The sequence below is a fragment of the Megasphaera vaginalis (ex Srinivasan et al. 2021) genome (assembly GCF_000478965.1).
Classification (GTDB): Bacteria; Bacillota; Negativicutes; order Veillonellales; family Megasphaeraceae; genus Megasphaera; species Megasphaera vaginalis.
Genome location: NZ_AWXA01000028.1, coordinates 1 through 23,182 on the forward strand (window position 1 = coordinate 1; position 23,182 = coordinate 23,182).

The window sequence follows — 23,182 nt, forward strand, 5'->3', positions numbered from 1 at the left end:
TTTTATTGGTTGTCATTTCTGAAAGCAAACAGCTCCATCGTGACAAAGTGGTATAGCCGCTTCGTCTCTTTATTGACAGCCACTCGCTTATTTACCGAATAGACACCTGTCGTACAGAAATTTTATCCCGTTAACGCCTTTGCCGCGACAGTTGACGGCGCAATTCATTTTATACTGTTTTTTACCCTATCGTCATACTATAAGACCTGAATTTATAGTATAACTTTGTATTACCTAATATTCTCTAACTGCGATAAAGGAGGTTTATCCGATGAATACGATACAGTCATCAAATCAAAGTTCCCATTCTGCCGAATTCGTTTCTCAGCTGTCGCCGGAAGAACAGGTGATTTTGGAAGAACACAAGCGATTATCGTCGCAAATTCTCTTCAAAATTATCCGTCAAGAAGGAGAAGAAGAATTGACGCGTTCGCTGCAGTCCCTTGCCTTTTCGGCGTTGGCTGCCGGTATTTTCGTTTCCTTTTCTTTTTTCTTTCGTTCCGTTTTTTATATGTATACTACACATACTGTCGTAACTAGCTTCGGTTACACCGTCGGCTTTATCATCGTCATTTTAGGGCGCATGCAGCTGTTTACAGAAAACCCGATCACAACGATGGTCCCGCTGTTAAGCGAATGGTCCTGGTCTCGTCTGCTGCAGGTTTTACGCCTTTGGACGATCGTCTTCCTCTTCAATGTTCTCGGGACGGCCCTTGCCGCCTACTTCCTGACCACGCATTACGCCGTGTCGCCGGATCTCGCGGCAGCCCTTCATGCCGTGGCGTCACACATAATGTCCGCTCCGGCTCCGGATAATATCATCCGCGGCATTCCTGCCGGTATTCTCATTGCCGCCATCGTCTGGGCCATGCCGCAAGCCGGTCATTTCAGCCTTTTCATGATCATGTTTTTCATCTACTTCATTTCACTGGGCGGCTTTGCGCACGTTATCGTCGGCTCCTGTGAGATGGCTTATGAAATCTTTCTCGGGCAAGCCACCTTATGTGACGGTCTCTTCCGCTTCCTTCTCCCTACAGGATTGGGAAATATTCTCGGCGGCACAGTTGTATTCACCTTGTTAATCTATGGCCAGATCAGTAAAGAAATACGGTCATAGCTGCCGGATATTCTCCTGTCAGGGCCGTTACCGCCGATAATGGCGCGTAACGGCTTTTTATTCATTAATCACAATTTTCAAAAAAAATACCGATGCGTCAACAAAACGACTAAAGAAAAACAGATTTTCCTGTCGTCGACGGCGGCACAGCCGTTTATCATGCCTTCCGTCACTACAGGACAGCCGTCATGGTACCACTCGGATCGCTCCTTCCGTCATCAGACCGTCTCTTTACGAATATAGTCACTGCCGGCAATTTCCTCTACGACATTCTTCATTTGCAACTGCAACAGCAGCCGCATTAATTCGGGAACGGGTAATGACGTTTCCGCCGCCAACTGTTCCGCCGTAACGCTCTCGTCGGGCCGTATCTTCTCCAGTAGCGCCTGCTCTGCAGAGGTAAGAGACGCCTGCATGCTGCGCGTCTCAGAACGCACACTATCCCATCCGTATTCAGCCAGAATATCCTGCCCGGCCGTCAAAGCGATCGCCCCTTTGCGCAACAGTTGATTCGTTCCCTTACTCATTTGTGAGTAAATACTGCCGGGTACGGCGAAAACATCACGCCCTTCTTCCAGCGCGAAATCCGCCGTAATCAGCGAGCCGCTGCGAAGATCGGCTTCAATGACGGCGACACCGCGCGACAATCCGGCAATAATACGGTTGCGAGCGGGAAAGTTTTGAGCCAACGGTTCCATACCAAACGTGTATTCGCTGATAACGGCGCCGCCTTGTGCCAGTATATCGGCAAAAAGGCGCTTATTTTCCGGCGGGTAACAGCGATCCAGGCCGTTGGCCGTAACGACGACGGTCTGTCCCTTGCCCTTCATCGCTCCGATATGCGCCTTGGTATCAATTCCTCTGGCGCCGCCGCTGACGATTACAACGCCGCTTCGCCCCAACTGCTCCGCCAGCGTTTGCGCCGTATTCAGTCCGTACGGCGTCGCTTTGCGGGCGCCGACGAAAGCCACGATTCGGTCCGTTTTGGGCAAATGCCCTTGGCAATAAAGAAGGAGCGGCGGATTATACGTCTCTTTGAGCAAGACCGGATAGGCTTCATCCCAAAGGGTAATCAGCTTGGCTCCGGCAGTCTCCAATTTTTCCTGAAATGTTTCCTTCGCAAAGGAAGCGCGCATTGCCTGCAGAGAATCGGCAGCTTTCGGCGGCAAAATTTTTGTTTTCCTGATTATCGAACCGTCGGCCTGCCATATCTGCGCCAAAGAGCCAAAACGGCGCAGCAGCTGCAGTAGCCGTTTGCCGCCCAGCTGCGGTACGGAGAGCAGTGCTGCCAGATAGATTTTGTCTTCCTCTGCACACGGTGCCACGGTTTCACATCCTCTGCAGCGTATCACGATAACTTACCGCTTCGGCAATGTCCTCTTCGCTGATAATTTCCCGCTCATGAAGATCCGCGATGGTACGGGATACTTTGATCAGTCTGTCGTAACTGCGCGGACTCAGTTTCAGCTTTTCGAACACGTCGGACAGCAGTTTTTCCGCTTTTCCCGCCAATGGGCACGTATCCTTGATTTCCCGGTGACCCATATGGGCGTTGCAGGATATGCCGTATGATTTCAGCCGCTCTTCCTGTACCCGGCGAGCGGTAATAACGCGATCGCGAATATCTTCCGACGCTTCTTGCGGCAACTCGGTCTTTAGCTCCGCATATTTCGGCCGCTCAATGCGAACATGCAGATCGATGCGATCCAACAAGGGGCCCGATATTTTTCGAATGTACCGTCTGATCTCACCAGATGTACAGGAACAAGCATGGTCCTTATCGTTCAAATAGCCGCACGGGCAGGGATTCATGGCGGCGATCAGCATAAACCGGGCCGGATAGGTCAAAGTAGCGTTGACACGCGATAAATTGACGATGCCGTCTTCCAATGGCTGCCGCAGCACTTCCAAAACATGTCGCGGAAATTCGGGGAATTCATCGAGGAAAAGAACGCCGTTATGGCTGAGCGTCACTTCCCCCGGCTTGGGAATCGTACCGCCGCCGACCAGCCCCGCCGGAGAGATCGTGTGGTGGGGACTGCGAAAAGGTCTCTCCGAAATCCGCTCATTTTCCTTAAACAACCCGGCAACACTGTATATCTTCGTCACTTCCAACGATTCCCGCAGATTCATTGGCGGCAGAATCGTCGGCAGTCGCTTTGCCAGCATGGTTTTCCCCGCTCCCGGAGGCCCTACCATAAGCGCATTGTGGCCGCCTGCCGCAGCTATCTCCAAGGCCCGTTTCGCCACAAACTGTCCTTGTACTTCCGCAAAGTCGACGGAGTAAGCCGCTTTTTTCCGCTCACTTTGCTGCCGGTGACGGCGCGGCACTTCCCGCACTTTCGCCAAATGCCGTACGACCTGACTCAGCGTCTCGACGCCATAGACTTCCACAGCATCGCAGAGAAGGGATTCCGCCACATTTTTCTCACTGATCAGGACCCGCTCAAATCCCGCTTCGGCAGCTTGGAGTACCATGGAAAGAATGCCGGAAACCGGCCGTATCGTTCCATCAAGAGCCAATTCACCGATAAAGACCATTTTAGCACAAGACTCCGGCAACACTTGCCCGCTCGATACCATGATGCCGGCAGCAATAGCCAGGTCAAGACCGGCACTGTCCTTTTTCAGATCGGCAGGTGCTAAGTTGACGGTAATGCGACGCATGGGAAACTCGTAACCGCTGTTTTTGACGGCAGCCCGCACGCGTTCTTTCGACTCCTTTACCGACGTCGCCGCCAAGCCGACGATTTCAAAGGCAGGCAGTCCATTGGCTATATCCGTTTCAACGGTAATGATATTGCCGTGAAGACCGAATACGGTAGCCCCGTAAATTCTTGCAAACATCATTCGCCTCCTACTCTATCCAAAACGCATTCACCACATGATGAACCAAAGGCTGTCGCGGCGGATGAGCGAAAACCTCGATGACATCAAAGCGGCAGGGACTCTGCCACATACCGCGCGCCGCCAGATACGCTTCCGCCGTATACCGCAGCTTTGCCTGTTTACGTCGGCTGACGGCTTCGCAAGGTCGGCCATAAGACAAGGACCGCCGTGATTTTACTTCAACAAAAACTACGGTTTCCCCATCCTTGGCAATAATGTCAATTTCACCGCAGGCGCAGCGAAAATTTCGTGTCAATAGCCGATATCTTTTTTTCTCTTGTAAATAAGCGGCAGCCAGATCTTCTCCCGATTTCCCCCACACTTTGTCAGTATCCATTCCTCCACTCCTTCCTTTTTATCCCTACTATAGCAAACGAAAATGAGAATAAGATTAGAATTCGATTAAAATTTGATGAGAAACGCAAGTTTTTCTGATAAATACGCCATTCGCGACGCATATTTTAATGCCCCATGCAACAAAATATCGATACACGTTTTCGAAGGAACGACGTCCATTTCCGTCCTCCCCAACGCCTTAACGAACTCAAAAAAAAGGTTGCAAGAGAATAACGAAAGGTCGTTATTCTCTTGCAACCTTTTATAAAGATAAATTTGCATTCAATTTTGGCAAAATGACGATTTTATCCTTGCTGAAAGCAGTCTTCGCTTTACTGCTTCATCCTTTATTTTTCGTGCTCTCCGCCGCTTCTGATCACAATAAACGATTCCTCCGTGTCTATGTTTTTACAGCTTTGTCGCCATCGAGAGATGCTTTTTCATATTCCGGATAAGAGACACGATTCCGAAGCCGCACCGGCCATCATCAAATCATAGAAAAAACCTTGCAACAATGTTCCCCGTACCAAATCCGTCAAGATGATATTGCTCACTAAAACAGTGATAAATCCGGTCATAATGAAAAGCGAAATCCCAAATCGTTTCATATAAACTCCTTTCTGAAAACCAATGCTTATCCTTCATTATCCTTACAATCAAATTATGACACAGCTTTTTTATCATTACCAATGCTCTTTGTTTTCGATAAAGTATACGTTCAAAGCATAAAAAAACCGCGTCCGGCCGATGCGGCGTACGACGCAGTTTCATTTGTTATCTCTCTTTATCATTCGCTGTACAGTTTTGTACGAAGTCGATAAATTTTTTTGTCGTAATACTGAATTTCTGCCTCCTCTTCCAGGCCAGCACACTCCGTTGTTCCAACATTGGAGATAAGGGCCGACTGCAAAACAGCTGATTGTCCAAATACGGGACGGCGCCTTCGATGGAAATGGAACGGCACATATGTCGTTTTACCATGATCATACTGATCATCTGAAAGTTATTGGTAAAGACAATATTCATTTCATTGATTTTATTGCCGAACCAGTTCATCAACTCTCCCTGCACCTTCAGCCGCCGTGGAACAGCAAGGGGTATGGGACCGATCAGATCATCTACACAGATATTCGCCTTGGCGGCTAAAGGATCATCCCGGCGCATAAACACAACCCACCGATCTGCTTCAGGCATGCGAATGTAATTAAACAGTTCGACATCAATCGGTTCCATCAAGAGACCGATATCGGTTAGGCCCTGCTCCATCCGCTTTTCCACGACATCGGCATTAGCTGTATAGAAATCAAATGTTACGTGCGGATATACTGTGCGGAACGACTGAATAAGCTGCACAAAGTATTCACACGATTTAAAAATACCGCAGCCAAATGTAATCGTTCCATTGATCAGCGAATCCTGTTCTGTCAATTCCCGTTCCGTCTTCTCAATTAACTCCGTTATTTCCTTCGCCCGCTGCTGTAGCAAAATGCCTTCTTCCGTCAAGGTTATTTTGCGTTTGCCGCGGCTGAACAAAACAACGCCCAACTCTTCTTCCAACTGACTCAATTGTCTGGACAACGTCGGTTGTGTAATATGTAAAGCATCGGCGGCTTTAGTAATCGTTTCTTCTCTGGCTACGGTCAGAAAATACTGCAATACACGAAGCTCCATTAGTCCCCTCCATATCTGAACACGTCCTTTATCAACTGTTCTCTCTTATGATATACCGTATCACACCTACTTCGCCTTGTCCAACGTTGCCGGGAAAATTTTCTCTGCATTTCGCATTTTCCCGGCAACGGGCATAACATAAGAGCACACAACCCAAACGCAAGGAAAAACGACAGCACTAACCGTCGCTTTTTAAGAAGACGTAAGCGACTACAAAAAAAACGACTCAATCACTCGAGTCGGTTTTTTATTCTCCTTAAAATTTACGGGAGTCCAAAAATCGGATAACCGTCGCCGGATTCCCTACAGCAACAGCGTAATCGGGAATATCGGCAGTAACTACGGAAGCAGCACCAATGACTGCATGCCGGCCGACACATGTGCCCGGCAAAATGGTGGCACCTGCCCCGATCCAAGCGCCTTCTCTGATTACGATCGGTTTACAAACCAACACTTGACGTTCATATGCATCATGATTATTGGAAAGCAACTGAACGTTTGCAGCAATCAGGACATCGTCTTCAATCGTGATTCCGCCTCTTGCCATGGCCAGGAGGTTACTGTTGATATACACGCCCTTTCCAATACGCATCTTGTGCAATGCCGTGCCATGCAGAGGAGCGACAAGACGACTTCCCTCGCCCAATCTGTTCCCAAACAATTGCTGCAGCAACCCGTCATACGCAGCCGTTAAGGGCATCGTATGATTCAGAGAAAACAACTGCTGTTCCTCTCGTTTCCGTTCTTCTTTTTCATCTGTCGTGTAGTTCCTCATGTCGACGTTTAATCCGGTACATTTCATTTCTCCCATCCCGTGCCTTTCAAGTATGATAATCCTTACTACATGCCGTTCATTATGGCATATAATTTCGAATCCAGCCAATACTTAGCAGCAGATGTAAACGCATACAGGAAAAGCATGGTGCACTTCGACGATACAACAGGCATCGTCCCTATCCATCACCGGGAGCCGTGATGACGGGCCCCACGCTCACGGCACACGTTATTTCGTCATCTCTTTATACGTCGGAAGCCATTTCACCTTGCCAATGCAATCGTCGGGATCCGTCACATCGACGGTATTGACCCCTTCCTCACCTGCTGCGGCCACAACATTGCGCGCAATCGTTTCAGAAAACGAGTGCAACTTGGACACAGGCGGCAACACAGCAGCCCCTGCGGCTGCCGGATCGACGATACCGCCCAGAGAATGAGCCGCGGCGGAGATCATCCGGTCCGTCAGCAGCCGCGCTCGCGCGGCAATAACACCAAGCCCGAGCCCGGGATAAATTAAGGCATTATTCGCCTGTCCAATTGTATACGTTATTCCTTGATAACGGACCGGCGGCGTCGGCACGCCGGTGGCAACCAACGCCCTCCCCTGCGTCCAGGCAAGCAGATCGGCAGCCTTGGCTTCAGCCAGCTCCGTCGGATTGCTCAGAGGGAAGATAATAGGCCGTTCCGCATAAGAAGCCATTTCTCTGACAATACCTTCCGTAAAGGCGCCGCCTTGTGTCGAAGTACCGACCAGAATCGTCGGCTGAACAGCTCGCACTGCCGCAGCCAGATCCGTTATCTCATCGGAATGGAGAAATTCATCACGCCGCCTTGCAAAAAGCCGTTGTTCCGGCGTCAAGTCAGCCATATCTTCAAATAAAAGCCCCTGCCGGTCAACGAGATAGAAGCGCTTTTTTGCTTCCTCTTCACCAAGTCCCTGCGCACACATTTCCTGGCAAATACGCTTGACAATGCCGCAGCCAGCCGTACCGGCGCCGAAACACAAATACCGTTGGGCCGCCAGCGTTTGCCGGGAAACACGGAGTGCGCCCAAAATACCGGCTAAAGTGACGATCCCGGTACCTTCGATATCATCATTAAAAACGGCATATCGTCCTTTGTACTGATAAAGGATCTTGGCGGCATGATCTCTGCCGAAATCTTCGAAATGAAGATAGAGATGCGGGAAGATTCGTTCCGCCGTTTCAACGAAGGTGTGGATAAACGCATCATAGGCCGCTCCTTTCACGCGACGTTCGTGCAGCCCCAGGTAAAGCGGATTATCGATCAGACTTTGCCGATTCGTCCCGGCATCGATAACGACCGGAAGGACCCGAGAAGGATCAAGTCCGGCAGCGGCCGTATAAACCATGAGTTTGCCGGTAGAAATGCTGACACCGTTTGTCCCCCAGTCGCCAATGCCGAGAATCGCTTCCGCGTCGGTAACGACAATCAAGTCGATAACTCTGCCGTCAGCCGCATTACACAACGCTTCTTCAATTTGTTCAGGATGCTTGATCGTCAAATAAGCCGCATTCTGCGGTGTAATAAAAAATTCGCTGTAGTTGCGAATGCTTTCGGCAATGCCCGGATCATAAACGATCGGCAGGAACTCTTCCAGATGATGGCTGAACAGGGCATAGAACAGCGTCCTGTTACGACTGAATAGATTCATCAGATAATGTCTCTTTTCACTCCTATCGGGTTTCATCAGGACATTATCATAAGCCTGCTTTTCTTGTTCGGCCAAAGTCTGGACCGTCGGCGGCAAAATGCCGACAAGCCCGTACGCATGTCGTTCTTCTTCCGTAAAAGCCGTTCCCTTATTTAAAAAGGGATCATTCAATAATTCGTACCCTTTTTTCCTCATCATACCCTCCTATAGTTACGAATAGCTGCGAAATTCTTCGCGCTCCACAAGGCTGTCTTCTTGCGAAGAGAATCCCTTTCCTGCAAAGAAAGAACTGTTCAAACAAAAATGAGATGGCCGATAAAAATAACCAAGGTCAGAGAAAATGCGCTCATAGCCGTTGTATTCATGACGACTTGCGTAGCATAATCAGGATAATTATCAAATTCCATCGCATACATTGCCGTATTAACGGCCGTCGGAACGGCGCAGTAAATCAGAAAAACGAGAGCGCCGACGGCAGTAAAGGTTCCCGGCAGCAGCCAATTGGCCCCAAAAATGATGCCGAGTCCGACAAGAGGCACCAGGAAAAATTTCAACAAACTTACGATCCAAACATCGGGATCAAGCCATTTTATTTTTGTCTGTGAAATCTGTACGCCAACGGCGAACATGGCAACAGGCGTAATCGCACCGCCGGCCATCTGCATAATCGGCCAGAAAGAAAAGCGGTCTGCCGGAATATTGAACAGTCGACAAAAAACGGCTGCGGCAAAGACATAAAGCATCGGTAGTCGTAACGTTGCTCGCAATGCATCTCTGGCGGAAAGCCGTCCGCGTCCGGCCTGATACAGTCCCAACGTATTCAATCCCACGCTTTGGATGACGAAGATGATGATCCAAATGACAAGCGCTTCAGACAAATAGGGCGTATCGCCGTTGACAACAAAGGGTTCGTGAGAAAAAACCAGAACGATCAGCGCCACGCCCAGATTGCCCGTATTGTTAAACATGAATGCGTTGCGGCACGATTGCAGCATCCCTTCATCATAATGGCGCCATTTGCTGACGCCGTCGGCAATGAACAGCGATAACAGCAACAGGAGAAAAACGCAGCCAATGATCCGCGGACTCGTCGTGGGAAAATCGGTTTTATATATATTCGTAAAAACGAAACACGGAATGATCAGATAAAAGAGCAGCTTAGATATGGATTTGACGGCAATATGGTACTTTCTATCCACTAAAAAACCGATTAAAACCAACAGAAACAACGGTAACATCGTATATTCAAGAATATAGAAAAAGACCATTTATACATCCCCTCATCCTTAGCATTCACCTGTAACCCCATTATTGTTTATCATAGGCGTTTTTCCGCAAGTTGTAAACTCCATATCGAAACAGTTCGCGCCTCCTTCCAAATCCCCTTGGTAACGCAAAATAAATGTCTCTCACGCCGGCGAGAGACATTTATTTTACAGTTTATAAATCATGAAATATATAAGGAGAAGCAGCAAGATGATGGAGACGATCCGAATCAACGTTCCCGTCGTAATAAAAAAAGAGATTTTCTTCCCCTTCGGATGCCCTTTCACCGTCTCCTCTCGTCTGTCATTTTCCATCGTTATACGCCTGGCCACGCCATTTCTTTGCCGCCCAGGATATGGGCATGAAGATGCCGGACTGTTTGCCCGGCCTTTTCACCGGTATTGAAAATGACGCGGTAGCCGTCTTCCGCCAATCCTAGCAAGGATGCGACTTTTTGAATAGCGAAAAGCATTTTTCCCGCAACAGCGGCATCCGCTTCCGTCAACGCCGCTATACTTTGCACATGCTTTTTGGGAATAACGAGGACATGTACCGGCGCCACCGGGGCAATATCCTTGAAAGCAAAGAAATCATCGTCTTCATAAACTTTCGTGCTGGGAATTTCCCCTTTACTGATTTTACAGAACAAACAATCTTCCATAACTATCTTTCCTCCTTTATAATGCCTGATAATATATCCTTTTCCACGCCCGTAAGAATTACGGGAACGACCGTCCCCTGCACATCGGTACGTAAATTCGTCAGTTGCACACGCTCATACTGCTCGGAAAACCCTTCTCCCCAATTCCCTGACTGCTTTTCGATCAGCACCTGTACCTCCCGGCCGACCAGCTTCTGTAACAATGCCGCTTTTTGGCGCCGCGACAATGCGTTTACGATCTCAACGCGCCTTTTTTTCACGGCATTTTCCACCTGATTCGGCATATCCGCCGCCGGCGTTCCCTGCCGCTGCGAATACGGAAACGCATGAATATGGGAAAAATGCAGACGCCCCAATGTTTCCAACGTCTCGGCAAAAAGCGCCTCCGTTTCGCCGGGAAATCCGAGAATCAGATCTGTTGAAACGGTCAGTCCGCCGATCCGATCTTGCAGCCCTTCGATAAGCGCAATATATCCGTTTTTTGTGTAGTGACGGCCCATGGCCCGCAAAATCGTATCCGATCCCGACTGAAGGGGCAAATGAAGATGAGGACAAATACGCTCGGACGAGTTCATCACGTCGATCAGGTCGTCACGGATTTCCACAGACTCGATCGATCCCATGCGTATCCTGGCAACATCCGTTTCTTCCAAGAGCCGCCGCAAGATGAGCGCCAGCGTCGGCCGCGCCGGCAAATCGATACCGTAAGCGCCGAGGTGGATCCCGGTCAAGACCAATTCCCTAAACCCGAACGCCGTCAATCGTTTGGCTTCGGCAATAACCGCATCAGGCTGACGCGATTTCAAGCTTCCCCGCGTGTACGGAATAATGCAGTAGGTACAGAAATTATTACATCCTTCCTGTATCTTCAAATCAGCCCGCGTATGCGCTACTGCCGACGGATATAAAGGAATTTCTTCGAAAACGTCACGTCCTGCCGCCCCCATAATATTGTGAACTGCCCTTACAGCAGCTCCTGAACGCCGCTCCAACAGAGAATCGACGATGCGAACGATCTCTTTCTTTTCATTGGTACCGACAACGGCGTCAACGTCAGGCATTGCCGCCAACACGTCGGGGCTCAGCTGAGCATAACAGCCGGTCACGACGATAAGCGCCGCCCGATTGAGCTTTTTGGCGCGACGAATCATTTGCCGCGATTTTTTTTCTCCCATCTGCGTGACGGAACAAGTGTTGATAACATATACATCGGCAACATCATGAAACGCCGCTTCCTGAAATCCCTTCGAAAGAAACAATCCTCTCATGCTGTCCGTATCATATTGATTTACTCTGCACCCCAAAGTAGCAAAGGCAATTGATGGCATTTTACGTAAATCCTCTTTCATACATAATAATGGAAACCGCTGTCAGCGCCGCTGTTTCCGCCCGCAATATCCGCGGCCCTAAAGAAACGGTATAGCAATGCGGCGCTGTATGGAGCAAGGAAATTTCAGATGGCGAAAAGCCGCCTTCCGGTCCGATACAAATGACGACATCACCGGTTTTGACAAGATTGCAGACCGTTTTAAAAGGCAGGACTTCTTTTTCGTACGGCACAACAAAAGAAGCCGCGCCGTACTGTCTTACCAACTCCTGCAACGTCAACACCGAGCCGACAACGGGCACATCCGTTCTGCCGCACTGTTTTGCCCCTTCTAAGGCGATGCGCTGCCACCTCACGACACGGTCGTGCCGGCGGTTTTCGCTTAATTTTACTACACAATGCTCCATTTGTACAGGAATCACCGTATCTGCACCCAGTTCCGATGCTTTTTGTACCAGCCAGTCGAATTTATCATTTTTTAAAATGGCGGTAGCAACGATAATCTTTCCGTCCTGCCGTCTGGGGGCTGCAATCTGTTTCTGCATCTTCATTTGCGCAAGGCTCCCGTCCCAAGCGGCAATAACGCAGGCGAACACGGCGCCGGTACTGTCGGCCACTTCAAGAATATCGCCGAGTTCATGACGCAACACGGTCATCGCATGGTGCGTATCTTCTGCCGACAAGGAAAATGTATCGGTAATCGGATGATTGATAAATATACGTCTCATTTCCTTCTCCTCAATAAGACGGCATACCAGCCGTCGCTCAATTCTGCACGGCACCACGCCAGGGATGCAGTCGCAGCCGCAGCCTTCACCTCGTCAATACGCTCATCGATAATGCCGCTGACAATCAGATAAGCACCGTCTTTCATATAGACGCCGACAGTCGGCAGAAGACGCAAAACGGCATCGGTCACCAAATTGGCAACAATGACGTCAGCCTTCATGCCGTCAGCCGGGATAGTCGACAGTAAATCGCCGGTTGACGCTTCCGCAACGGGCGAAACGTCGTTTAACCCGATATTGACGACAGCCTGCGCCACAGCCTGTTCGTCAAGATCAATTGCAGCTACATGAGCGGCGCCCAATTTGGCGGCGGCGATAGCCAAAATACCGGTACCTGTTCCGATGTCAAAGACCAGGTCGCCACCGTTGACTACCTCTTCAAGAAATCGTACGCAAAGCGCCGTCGTAGCATGAAGCCCGCTGCCGAAAGCCAAGCCGGGATCAATGCATATCGCCTCTTCTCCTGCAGGCAGGTTGACGGATTCCCAGGCGGGCACGCACCAGAAATGATCGGATATCTGCGTTGCCTCAAAATACGCTTGCCAACGATACAACCAGTCTTTGTCGTCGACAATCTGCGCCGTAAGTTGAAAACGATGCCAGTGCGGATTAATCGCCTCAATCCCATGCAAACGCTGCCGCAACTGCTGCAGTGCCGCCACATCGCCATCAGCAAAATATGCCGTTATCCCGACAGTCGGAGATACCCGCCCGTCTTCGTCAAAAACGCAGCCGCTGCCGCCACATTCGTCCAAGACCACGGCAATGAGATCCGCTGCCCGTCTGTCGGCTATGAGATGTATTTCATTCCACTTCATAGAAAATTCTCCTTGCAGTAAAAGATGCTGCAGAACCTGTCGGCCTGCAGCATCAGTATACCATGTATATTACATTCCAGGAACTATTTTCGGACGGCCCATCCACGTACGGATGGCTTTCTTCAACTTATCCCAGAAGCTTTCCTTTTTTTCTTTCCTTTCGTCCTTCGCATCGTTCTTACTGCTTCGTTTCGGCTTATCTCCATTATCCAGCCACGTTTCTCCGCAAGCGGCGGCAAACTGCTTCAAGAGCTCGCGTTGCCTGTCATTAAGCCGCTTCGGCGTTTCTACCGTAATGCGAACATGGTGATCGCCGCGCCGTTCCTTTACACCCAGGTACGGGACGCCATGCCCTTTGATTCGGAAAAGCGTACCGGTCTGCGTACCTGCAGGAATTTTCAAATCGATCTTGCCGTCAATGGTATCGACACGGATCGTCGTCCCCAACGCGGCTTGTGCAAAGGTAACCGTTTCTTCGGACAGCACATCATTGCCGCGCCGCACGAAAGCTGCATCTTTGCGGACAAAAATATATACATACAAATCACCATGACTGCCGCCGCGCGTCCCCGGCTCCCCTTCGCCGGCAACGCGAAGACGGGCTCCGTCATCAACGCCGGCAGGGATCTTGATCTTCAATTTCTTGCGAATCTTGACTGTTCCCGTGCCGTGGCACATTTTGCACTTGTCATGAATGATTTTACCGCTGCCGCCACAGTGAGAACACGTACGGACATTGACCATCTGGCCGAACGGCGTATTCTGTACGACCCGTTCCTGGCCCGTGCCATGGCAGACGGGGCAGGTTTCCACCTTGCTTCCCGGTTCGGCGCCGCTGCCGTGACAATGATCACACGTATCCTCTTTCGGAACTTGGATCTCCATCTCCGTACCGAAAGCCGCCTGACGGAACGATATATCTACGTCAAAGCGCAGATCGGCGCCTCGCTGCGGGCCATTGGATTGCCGCCGCCCCTGACCGCCAAAGAAAGAATCGAAAATATCGCCGAAGCCGCCGAAGTCGCCTTGACTGAAGCCGCCGAAGCCGCCTTGCCCGAACCCGCCAAAACCGCCTTGCCCGAAGCCGCCGGCAGCGCCGTTTTGAAAAGCGTCCATACCGAATTGATCGTATTGGGCCCGCTTTTCCTGATCGGACAACACACTGTAAGCCTCATTGACTTCTTTAAATTTTTCTTCCGCCGCTTTAGGGTCGTCCCGGTTCTTATCAGGATGATATTTGATGGCCAACTTTCGGAAAGCCTTTTTGATATCGGCATCGCTGGCATCTTTCGGTACGCCGAGAACTTCATAATAATCTCTTTTGCTCATTGGACAACCCCTCTTACATCATTATTATTTCTGATCATCGTCGACGACTTTATAATCGGCATCAACTACTTTTTCGCCGCCTTGCTGCGTCTGCTGTTCGTCGGCGGCATTGCCGGCCGCCTGTTGCGCCTGCTGTGCTTGCTGCTGCGCGCCTTCAGATTGTTTATACATTTCACTGGTCAGGTCGTAGAGAGGTTTCGTCAAGGCTTCGGAGGCCGCTTTAATTTTATCGACATCATCGGCTTTTATAGCTTCCTTCAAGGCGGCAATCTTATCCTTTATTTCAGAAACCTTACCTTGATCGGCTTTATCGCCGAAATCCTTGATCGTCTTTTCCGCCTGATAGATCAGAGAGTCGGCGTTATTCTTAGCTTCAATGCCTTCTTTCCGCTTCTTGTCTTCCGCTTCATGAGCTGCGGCTTCCTTGACCATACGGTCGATTTCACTCTGATCCAAGCCCGAAGAAGAAGTGATGGTAATCTTCTGTTCCTTGCCCGTGCCGAGGTCTTTGGCGGAAACGTTGACAATACCGTTGGCATCGATATTGAAGGTTACTTCAATACGGGGAATACCGCGAGGCGCCGCCGGGATACCGGAAAGCTCGAAACGTCCCAAGGTCTTGTTATCACTGGCCATTTCACGTTCACCCTGCAGGACGTGGACGTCAACAGACGGCTGATTGTCGGCCGCCGTCGAGAAGACCTGGCTGCCCGATGTCGGAATCGTCGTGTTCCGTTCAATAATTTTTGTAAATACGCCACCCAACGTTTCGATACCGAGAGACAACGGGGTAACGTCGAGAAGCAGAACATCTTTGACATCGCCGACGAGAACGCCGGCCTGAATGGCGGCGCCGACGGCGACGCATTCGTCCGGATTAACGCCCTTATTCGGTTCTTTGCCGAGAATCGATTTGATAGCTTCCTGTACAGCAGGAATACGGCTGGAACCGCCGACGAGAATGACCTTATCGATTTCATCGATGGAAAGGCCGGAATCGGCAATTGCCTTGCGAGTCGGTTCCATCGTGGCATGCACCAGATCGGCCGTCAATTCGTTAAATTTAGCGCGCGTCAAATTCAGATCCAAATGCTTCGGCCCTGAAGCATCTGCTGTAATGAAAGGCAGATTGATATTGGTCGAAAGGACGGTGGACAATTCGATTTTGGCCTTTTCGGCAGCTTCCTTCAGACGCTGGTCGGCCATCTTGTCCTGCGACAGATCAATGCCCGTCTGACTCTTAAATTCACTGACCATCCAGTTCATCACAGCAGCGTCAAAATCATCGCCGCCAAGGCGGGTATTGCCGTTCGTAGCCTTAACTTCAAAGACGCCGTCACCCAATTCGAGGATCGATACGTCGAAAGTACCGCCGCCCAAGTCAAATACAAGAATCTTGCCGTCGCCGCCCTTATCGAGACCGTAAGCCAATGCGGCGGCCGTCGGTTCGTTGACGATGCGCAGTACATCAAGACCGGCAATTTTACCGGCATCCTTTGTGGCCTGACGCTGACTGTCGGAGAAATATGCCGGCACGGTAATAACCGCTTGCGTCACCTTTTCTCCCAAATAAGATTCCGCATCTTCTTTCAGTTTTTGCAGTACCATGGCCGAAATTTCCTGCGGTGTGTACTTCTTGCCGTTCGCTTCTACCGTATAGCTTTCACCCATATGGCGCTTGATGGACGCGATTGTATTTTCCGGATTGGAAACCGCCTGCCGTTTCGCCAACTGGCCGACCAACCGTTCACCGGTCTTTGAAAAGCCGACGACAGACGGTGTCAGGCGCGATCCTTCCGTATTGGTAATAACCGTCGGTTCGCCGCCTTCCATAACAGCAACTACCGAATTCGTCGTACCCAAATCAATCCCAATTACCTTTGCCATTGTAAATTCCTCCTCTTATCCTTCGGTTCCGAAATTAACCGTTAAACACTACTTTTACCATTGCCGGACGCAACGTCTTTTCGCCGATCAGGTATCCGTTCTGCAATACTTCCGCCACCGTATCATCGGCATACTCTTCATGGGCTATACGCATGACGGCCTGATGATACAACGGATCAAAAGGCTTGCCGAGGGCTTCCATCTTTGTGACGCCTTCCTTAGCAAGTACTTCAACCAACTGTTTGTAAATCATATCATAACCTGCGACGAATGACTTCATCTCCTCAGTCAGTTCATCTTGCGGCGTCTGCAAGGCCCGCTCGAAATTATCGAGAACCGGCAGGATTGACAGCAACACTTCACTTTTGACCAGTTCCGTCAGCTGCAATCGCTCATTGGCAGAACGCTTTTTAAAGTTGGCAAAATCCGCCTGAAGGCGAAGATACCGATCCTGCGCTTCCTGCAAAGCGCTGTCGTCCCGACCTTGTTCGGCCTCCGCTTCGGCAACTTCCGTTTCCGCTGCCGTCGCTTCATCAGCCGTATTGACCACATCCTCCTTCACTGCTTCCGTCTCGCTCGTTTCCTGGTTCACTTTCGTTTCTTCTTCATTCATACCTGCGGCGACCTCCTACCTCTCTTTATGATAATGCTCCAAAATACTTGTTACATGTTCTTTCATAAAATCAAGCAAGCCGATGATTTTTGCGTATTCCATCCGCGTCGGTCCTAAAACGGCAACCTTGCCGAGAACCATATCATTGGCTTTAAATGTTGCCTCGATAATGCTGCAATCGCTGATCGGGGCCAGTCGTGTTTCTTCGCCAATCCGTACAGTAACGGACTGGCCCGTACTATTCTCATCATACAGCAGATCAATGACGGCGTCCCGCTCTTCCAACATGCTGAAAATGGACTTGGCCTTATCCACATCCTGAAACTCGGGCTTATTCAAAAGCTCGATCGTACCGCCTTTATAAAGCTGGTGACGGCGCAACGACTTATGCACGGCTTGAAAGGCCATGCGATACAATTCGACATCATCAACGATATTGCCGTGAAACGTATTCAACAACTCCATATCGATAGCAGCGAGCGGCGTCCCCGACAAATAATGCGTCAGCTTTTCGGCGATAACATTCAACTCGTCAATATCTACCCCGTCAGGCTTCAGGTACGTACAGCTTTCGACCTGACCCGAGTCGGTGACGACAAGCATAATCACGCGCCGGTTGTCGAGAGGCAAAAACCGAATGTACTCCAACAATGACGTCGGCTGCTGTGAAGCCATGACGAGAGACACATTATGGGTAATTGTCGATAACAATTTGGCCGTTGACTGAAATATCTGATCGACATCATCCATCTTGCCGATAAACCATGAACGGACAAACTCTTTCTCCTCTTTGGAAAGCTGCGCCGGTTCCAAAAGACAGTCAACATAAAAACGATAGCCTTTGATCGACGGAATCCGTCCTGCCGACGTATGCGGCTTTTCCAGGTACCCCATCATCTCCAGGTCAAACATTTCATTCCGTATCGTCGCGGCGCCGACACCCAAATCATACTTCCTGGCAATCGTCCGAGACCCGATGGGCTCGGCAGAGGTGATGTAATCCTGAATAATAGCCTGCAATATTTTTTGTTTTCTGTTATTCAGTTCCATCGTACCACCTCTGTTTTCTTTCCTCTATTAGCACTCTTCTTGCAGAGTGCTAAGGACTATATAAAAGATAACATGATCGGAATTGTTTGTCAATAGATTTAGTCAAAAAGTCAAACTTTTATTTTCCCTTACTTTGTCCTTTTGTCGAAAGCCTCTTCTCCACTCATCCCGTTTTTTGTCGACAAACTGCAACCATCCCTTTTGACGGCCGCTACTATCCGACAAAAAAAGAGACCGCCCGTGGACAGTCCCTCTTTTTCTCGCAAAACCGGCATCACATGATCTGAGCAGCGACTCATTCTCCTTCATGCCGTTTAATTCGATAACTCGTCAAAGCCGCCATTGCACATAACAAAATATCCAAACTCCAAATCAGCGTATAACTCCCTGTCTGTTCAATTAGAACGCCGCCCAGCCAAGAGCTGATGAAAGCGCCGATCTGATGACAGACGAACGTCATGCCGAAGAGAAACCCGATCGTCTTTGCCCCAAACCGTCGCGACACGATTTCCGACGTCGGCGTAACCGTCGCATCGCCGGTAAGCCCCAGTATCAATGCAAAGATGATGGCTGTCGTAAGATTTTTTGGCATAGCGAACATAAACAGGGCAACGATCACGGCGCGAACTGCGTACTCCGTTCCCAAGACGTTCTTCAGTGAAAATTTGCTGCATAAGAAGCCGGATAACACCGATCCCGCCATCGTAGCCACGCCGAAAAACGTATAAATACCGGCGACGACGCCTGCCGTTATACCGTATGAAACGAATTGCGTTACAAGATGTGTCTGAATGATGATCATATGAAAACCGCACGTACTGAACCCAAGCATTAAGCGCCGAAAATCGGCTTCGCGCAAGGCCGTGCGCAAGAGACGCAGCGACGACTGCTCAGCGCCTGACGCCGCTGCCGAATCCGCTCCATCGACAACAGTGTTCCCCTGCATCATACGAATCCAGAAAATAATGGGGAAAATCAAAAGGGTCGGAATCGCTAATACCCACAATGAGCCGGCTACACCGATCTGACTGTTCAGCAATTGGAGTACAGGCGATAAAACCGCACTGCCGATACCGCTGGAAGCATTCAATATACCTGACGCTGCCGAGGCTTTTTCTTTACCGATAATCGGCGAGATCGTCCCCATGAGAATGCCGAAACAAAGCGCACCGCTACCGGCCCCAAGGCAATTCCGAAAGTCAGAAACAAGGTCAGCACACTACGGCAAAAAGGGGTAAATATGAGCCCGGCCAAAAACAAAACGGTACCAATACACAAAACGAGGGTGTTCGATCTCTTTAAGGCCAAAGCTCCCCAAAGCGGCTGCGTTATACCGTAAAGCAACTGCGTAACCCCCATGACGAAACTGACATCGGCATAATGAATTGCCGTAAACGAGGACAACGCCGTAATAATCATACCAAAATTCGCACGTAAACCGCCACGAGACAAGCAGCTGCAATCAGAACGACAACGCGTTTTGCCTTGTGTCCTTGTCCTTCTGTGATCGCCATCATCATTCCCCCTCTTACATATATCGCGCAATCGCATTCGATAGTATAGCAAAAGGCGGTCTGCCTGACAAGGCGAAGTTGATCCTTATTTTCTTTTTATCGTTCTCATCGGCGGCAGGCAAAAATCGATTCTGCAAAATTGTCGAAAGCCGGCCGGCCGAAAATCTCCGCTTAACGCGTATGTGTCCAGAGCTCATGACATCTATACTCCCGCACAAAAAAAGCAGCACTTCCGTACTCATGCGTAAAGTACGGAAATGCCGCTTGCTCCATCAGGCTGATGGAGAAGAACTTTTCGCCCGATCAAATCTTACAACCGCCAAATTCCGGAGAACAGCCGCTGATATCGGCTTTGAATTCTTCTTTGCCGAATTTTTTGCTCCACAGGCCGTGCAAATTGCAATAGGCATAAACGATACCGGATTCAGCACCTTCAAATGTCGTTTCCGGAGCCTGACCGGGGAACAATTTGTGAATTTCCATTCTGTGTCCGCTAGATAAAGCAATCCATTGGATGTAATGTTCGTCAGTCATCGGATGTTCTACGGAACCGACAGTAACATTCACTCTGCCGCCTTCCACTTTTACGTCAGGAACGTGTTTTTCCTGTGCCGCATCAGTCGAACCGGCAACCAATTCCACCATCGGATCACCGCAACAGGAAAGCGTTCTGCTGTCGCCTTGTACGGTTACTACGATATTTCCACATTTTTTACATACATAGAATTTTAATTCGTCCATGATAGCACCTCCAAAAGATATATGGTGTATGACAATTGTCGTATACGCTACGTACTTAAAACTAATTAATAATTGTTTTCTGTTATTATTATATAGTACTACGGAAAATAACGCAAGTATATTTACCTCAAATTGACAAAACATTTTGGTTGCATATCATCGCTCACAGTATATACAATAACCGCTGCCGGCCTGCTTTATAAACAGGCACTCCATACAACGCAACAAAAACGAAACGGGGAAACTGTTGCCAATTGCGCCACAGGTCCACAGCATGCGCGGAAAATGCCGTCGATTGAGCACTGCGCCGTCAATCCGCATTCTCCTTTTTAACGGCTGCATTGCAGCCATGTACGGCGCATACAGTCTGTGCTTCCCCTTATTTCAGTTTTTCTTCCCACTCCTCTTCCTTGAATCCCGTAAGAACAATATTTCCATACAAAACCAGGGGCCGCTTCACGAGCATGCCGTTCGAAGCCAGTAACTCGAGTTGTTCGTCTTCATTCATTCCGGCCAGTTTTTCTTTTAAGTTCATTTGTTTATACAACTGGCCGCTCGTATTGAAAAATTTTTTTAACGGCAGCCCACTCTTTTGCTGCCATTCCTTCAACTCTTCAACGGTCGGGTTCTCCTGAACAATATGCCGGTCCGTATATACCTTTTGCCGTGCATCCAACCACTTTTTCGCTTTTCTGCAAGTCGCGCACCGCGGATATTCCAAAAACACCATGATAACACCCTCTCCTTCTGCTAACCCGTACGTTTTCACATATGAAAAATTGAATCAATAATATACTACACGCTGTGAATCGTTGTCTTTTTTTGCAAAAAAAGACAGTCTCACGTCCGAAAACTGTCTTGCTGCAAAAACAACTGAGACCGGCTTATTGACAACCTGCTTCTCCTGTCCCGGCTGCATCATCCAGACGCTTCTCCGACATTTTTTCAGGCGCCGCCAAAACGATATTAAGGAGTAACGCCGTCAAGGTCCCCGTAGAAATCCCGGAGGAAAAGATCATTTGCAGCATGCCCGGAAGATTCCGAAGTATTTCCGGCTTTACAGTTACTCCGATGCCGAGGGCAAAAGAAACGGAAATAATCAGGAGCTCCCGATCACCTAAATGAATACTCGCCAGCGTTTTGATCCCCTGGGCCGCTACAAGGCCGAACATAATCACACCTGCGCCGCCCAGGACGGCCGACGGCATCACGGCAATCAGGGCGCTGAGTTTCGGAAAAATCCCCAATATCGTGAGAATCGCGCCTGCCAGCACCATAACTCTGCGGCTGGCAACCTTTGTCAGTGCGATCAGGCCGACATTTTGTGAAAAAGCCGTATTCGGTCCGGCGCCGAAAAGTCCGGCGAGCAAGGATCCTACACCGTCACAAAGAACCCCGGAAGCCACCCTGTCACTCGACAATTTTTCGCGAGACGATTCTCCGATGGCAATCATGATCCCTACGGTGCCGATTGTGGAAACCAGATAAGCCGGAACAAACGCCAAGGTAGAGGCCAGATCGAAAACGAATCCGTAGCGAAATATATTGGGAACAGCCAGCCATTCTGCCGTCGCCACCGGTGTCAGATCCACCATCCCCAAGGGTATGCAAAGAATATACCCTGCGACCATACCGATAAACACGGCCGCCGTACTGCTTATGCCCTTGCCGTAATGATTCAACAAGAGCGTCAGCAGCATGATGGAAAAGGATACGGCAAGATTTTCAAGGGAACCATAATCCTTGGCGCCCACGCCGCCGGCGGCCCAATCGATGCTGACCGGCAAAAGAGTAATCCCGATCAAACTGACAACGGTACCGGTAATCAGCGGCGGAAAAAATTTCATCAGCGGCCTGATAAAACGGCTCAGTACGATTTCCACCAGAGAACCGGTCATCGTCGCCGCCACGATCCCGGCCACGCCGAACTGAGCGCCGACGCTGATAGACGGATTGACAAAGGTAAAATCAGTCCCCATCATGCCGGACACACGGGATCCGACTGGACCGAAACCGCGAGATTGAAGAACCGTCGTAATCCCTGAAACAAAAATAGTGGCGCTAACCATCAGCGACGTCTGCTCAACAGACATGCCCAAAGCCGAGCAGACGACAAGCGGCACGGCGATGATTCCGGCAAAAGCTGCCAAAATGTGTTGCAAGGCCAAGATCAAGGCCATCCTGACGGGAGGCCTGGACTCAATGCCATATAGCAGCTCATCACCGGTTACGACCGTTTCCTTTTCAACATCACATTCCATAAACTGACCACCGTCCAATTGTAAGCTATTATAATGAATACGTTATTCTATCACACTTTTTACGGTCAATGCCAATGGCGCCGCGTTACAGTTCATCAGTCAGCTCCCTGATCTTTTCCTTGGCCTGCGTCAATACGGCGTCGCCCTGCGGCGTAACGGAATAATATTTACGGACCTTCCCTTCCACTACACGCTCCGCTACCGTCACCAAACCGGCCTTTTCCAAATTGTGAAGAATGGGGTATAACGTGCCGGCACTTATTTCATAACCATGCTGCCGCAATTCGGTGATCATCCATGACCCATAAACAGGATCCTTCTTTGCATGGTGAAGAATATGAATTTGTATAAAGCCTAAAAAGAGTTTTCGTAAGATCGCATCTTGCACGTTGATTCCTCCTGTGTTATATTAATATCGAAATCCGATAACGATTTTAGATATCTAGTTTCGTTATTAAGTTA

The 23,182-nt window shown here is 49.6% G+C and carries 22 protein-coding genes and 1 pseudogene; 1 reads left to right on the forward strand and 22 read right to left on the reverse strand.

The features are described from left to right. The first annotated feature begins 271 nt into the window (after positions 1-271). A complete protein-coding gene (locus tag HMPREF1250_RS05010) occupies positions 272-1,117 on the forward strand; it encodes a formate/nitrite transporter family protein (RefSeq protein ID WP_023053581.1) in 846 nt (281 codons plus the stop codon). A 218-nt stretch (positions 1,118-1,335) separates the two neighbouring features. Here the strand turns inward: HMPREF1250_RS05010 and dprA are convergent, their stop codons facing one another. The 22 genes and pseudogenes from dprA to HMPREF1250_RS05110 form a co-directional block, all read right to left on the reverse strand. Next, positions 1,336-2,442 (reverse strand): DNA-processing protein DprA, encoded by a 1,107-nt coding sequence (gene dprA, locus HMPREF1250_RS05015; protein WP_023053606.1) that lies wholly within the window; start codon positions 2,440-2,442, stop codon positions 1,336-1,338. Between the two features lie 4 nt (positions 2,443-2,446). After that, positions 2,447-3,964 (reverse strand): YifB family Mg chelatase-like AAA ATPase, encoded by a 1,518-nt coding sequence (locus HMPREF1250_RS05020; protein ID WP_023053571.1) that lies wholly within the window; start codon positions 3,962-3,964, stop codon positions 2,447-2,449. A gap of 10 nt (positions 3,965-3,974) precedes the next feature. Beyond that, complete coding sequence (locus HMPREF1250_RS05025; protein WP_023053573.1) at positions 3,975-4,343, reverse strand: YraN family protein; 369 nt, start codon at positions 4,341-4,343, stop codon at positions 3,975-3,977. 439 nt (positions 4,344-4,782) lie between these two features. Next, positions 4,783-4,950, reverse strand: coding sequence for a hypothetical protein (locus HMPREF1250_RS11560; protein ID WP_023053595.1), 168 nt, complete (start codon positions 4,948-4,950; stop codon positions 4,783-4,785). 166 nt (positions 4,951-5,116) lie between these two features. Beyond that, positions 5,117-6,013 carry a LysR family transcriptional regulator gene (locus HMPREF1250_RS12145; RefSeq protein WP_023053622.1) on the reverse strand — a complete coding sequence of 299 codons (897 nt, stop codon included), beginning with the start codon at positions 6,011-6,013 and terminating at the stop codon, positions 5,117-5,119. 256 nt (positions 6,014-6,269) lie between these two features. Further along, complete coding sequence (locus tag HMPREF1250_RS05035) at positions 6,270-6,815, reverse strand: acyltransferase (RefSeq protein ID WP_196806851.1); 546 nt, start codon at positions 6,813-6,815, stop codon at positions 6,270-6,272. A 201-nt stretch (positions 6,816-7,016) separates the two neighbouring features. Beyond that, positions 7,017-8,663, reverse strand: a complete 1,647-nt coding sequence (locus HMPREF1250_RS05040) for a malolactic enzyme (RefSeq protein WP_231391284.1) — start codon at positions 8,661-8,663, stop codon at positions 7,017-7,019. 95 nt (positions 8,664-8,758) lie between these two features. Then, on the reverse strand, positions 8,759-9,733 hold the full coding sequence (locus HMPREF1250_RS05045; RefSeq protein ID WP_023053556.1) for an AEC family transporter: 975 nt from the start codon (positions 9,731-9,733) through the stop codon (positions 8,759-8,761). A 165-nt stretch (positions 9,734-9,898) separates the two neighbouring features. Then, positions 9,899-10,045 (reverse strand): hypothetical protein, encoded by a 147-nt coding sequence (locus HMPREF1250_RS11565; protein WP_023053546.1) that lies wholly within the window; start codon positions 10,043-10,045, stop codon positions 9,899-9,901. A gap of 2 nt (positions 10,046-10,047) precedes the next feature. Further along, positions 10,048-10,392, reverse strand: coding sequence for a histidine triad nucleotide-binding protein (locus HMPREF1250_RS05050; RefSeq protein WP_023053557.1), 345 nt, complete (start codon positions 10,390-10,392; stop codon positions 10,048-10,050). Between the two features lie 2 nt (positions 10,393-10,394). Then, positions 10,395-11,720, reverse strand: coding sequence for a tRNA (N(6)-L-threonylcarbamoyladenosine(37)-C(2))-methylthiotransferase MtaB (gene mtaB / locus HMPREF1250_RS05055; RefSeq protein WP_023053602.1), 1,326 nt, complete (start codon positions 11,718-11,720; stop codon positions 10,395-10,397). A 1-nt stretch (position 11,721) separates the two neighbouring features. Continuing rightward, the gene (locus HMPREF1250_RS05060) at positions 11,722-12,447 is read right to left on the reverse strand and encodes an RsmE family RNA methyltransferase (protein ID WP_023053562.1); all 726 of its coding nucleotides are present in this window, start codon (positions 12,445-12,447) and stop codon (positions 11,722-11,724) included. After that, the gene (gene prmA, locus HMPREF1250_RS05065; protein ID WP_023053576.1) at positions 12,444-13,325 is read right to left on the reverse strand and encodes a 50S ribosomal protein L11 methyltransferase; all 882 of its coding nucleotides are present in this window, start codon (positions 13,323-13,325) and stop codon (positions 12,444-12,446) included. Before prmA ends, HMPREF1250_RS05060 begins: the two co-directional genes overlap by 4 nt. 69 nt (positions 13,326-13,394) lie before the next feature. Continuing rightward, complete coding sequence (dnaJ, locus tag HMPREF1250_RS05070) at positions 13,395-14,654, reverse strand: molecular chaperone DnaJ (protein WP_023053583.1); 1,260 nt, start codon at positions 14,652-14,654, stop codon at positions 13,395-13,397. A 24-nt stretch (positions 14,655-14,678) separates the two neighbouring features. Continuing rightward, positions 14,679-16,541 (reverse strand): molecular chaperone DnaK, encoded by a 1,863-nt coding sequence (gene dnaK / locus HMPREF1250_RS05075; protein WP_023053607.1) that lies wholly within the window; start codon positions 16,539-16,541, stop codon positions 14,679-14,681. A 34-nt stretch (positions 16,542-16,575) separates the two neighbouring features. Beyond that, positions 16,576-17,154, reverse strand: a complete 579-nt coding sequence (gene grpE, locus HMPREF1250_RS05080; RefSeq protein WP_023053617.1) for a nucleotide exchange factor GrpE — start codon at positions 17,152-17,154, stop codon at positions 16,576-16,578. Between the two features lie 15 nt (positions 17,155-17,169). Beyond that, complete coding sequence (gene hrcA, locus HMPREF1250_RS05085; RefSeq protein ID WP_023053610.1) at positions 17,170-18,204, reverse strand: heat-inducible transcriptional repressor HrcA; 1,035 nt, start codon at positions 18,202-18,204, stop codon at positions 17,170-17,172. A gap of 295 nt (positions 18,205-18,499) precedes the next feature. After that, positions 18,500-19,378, reverse strand: a pseudogene (locus HMPREF1250_RS12270) (MFS transporter); the annotation flags it as partial. Between the two features lie 643 nt (positions 19,379-20,021). Next, a complete protein-coding gene (locus HMPREF1250_RS05095) occupies positions 20,022-20,459 on the reverse strand; it encodes a desulfoferrodoxin family protein (RefSeq protein WP_023053598.1) in 438 nt (145 codons plus the stop codon). Between the two features lie 379 nt (positions 20,460-20,838). Continuing rightward, the gene (locus HMPREF1250_RS05100) at positions 20,839-21,189 is read right to left on the reverse strand and encodes an arsenate reductase family protein (protein ID WP_023053620.1); all 351 of its coding nucleotides are present in this window, start codon (positions 21,187-21,189) and stop codon (positions 20,839-20,841) included. A gap of 154 nt (positions 21,190-21,343) precedes the next feature. After that, complete coding sequence (locus HMPREF1250_RS05105; RefSeq protein WP_023053552.1) at positions 21,344-22,720, reverse strand: nucleobase:cation symporter-2 family protein; 1,377 nt, start codon at positions 22,718-22,720, stop codon at positions 21,344-21,346. 85 nt (positions 22,721-22,805) lie between these two features. Beyond that, a complete protein-coding gene (locus tag HMPREF1250_RS05110) occupies positions 22,806-23,108 on the reverse strand; it encodes a PadR family transcriptional regulator (protein ID WP_023053592.1) in 303 nt (100 codons plus the stop codon). Positions 23,109-23,182: the final 74 nt, after the last annotated feature.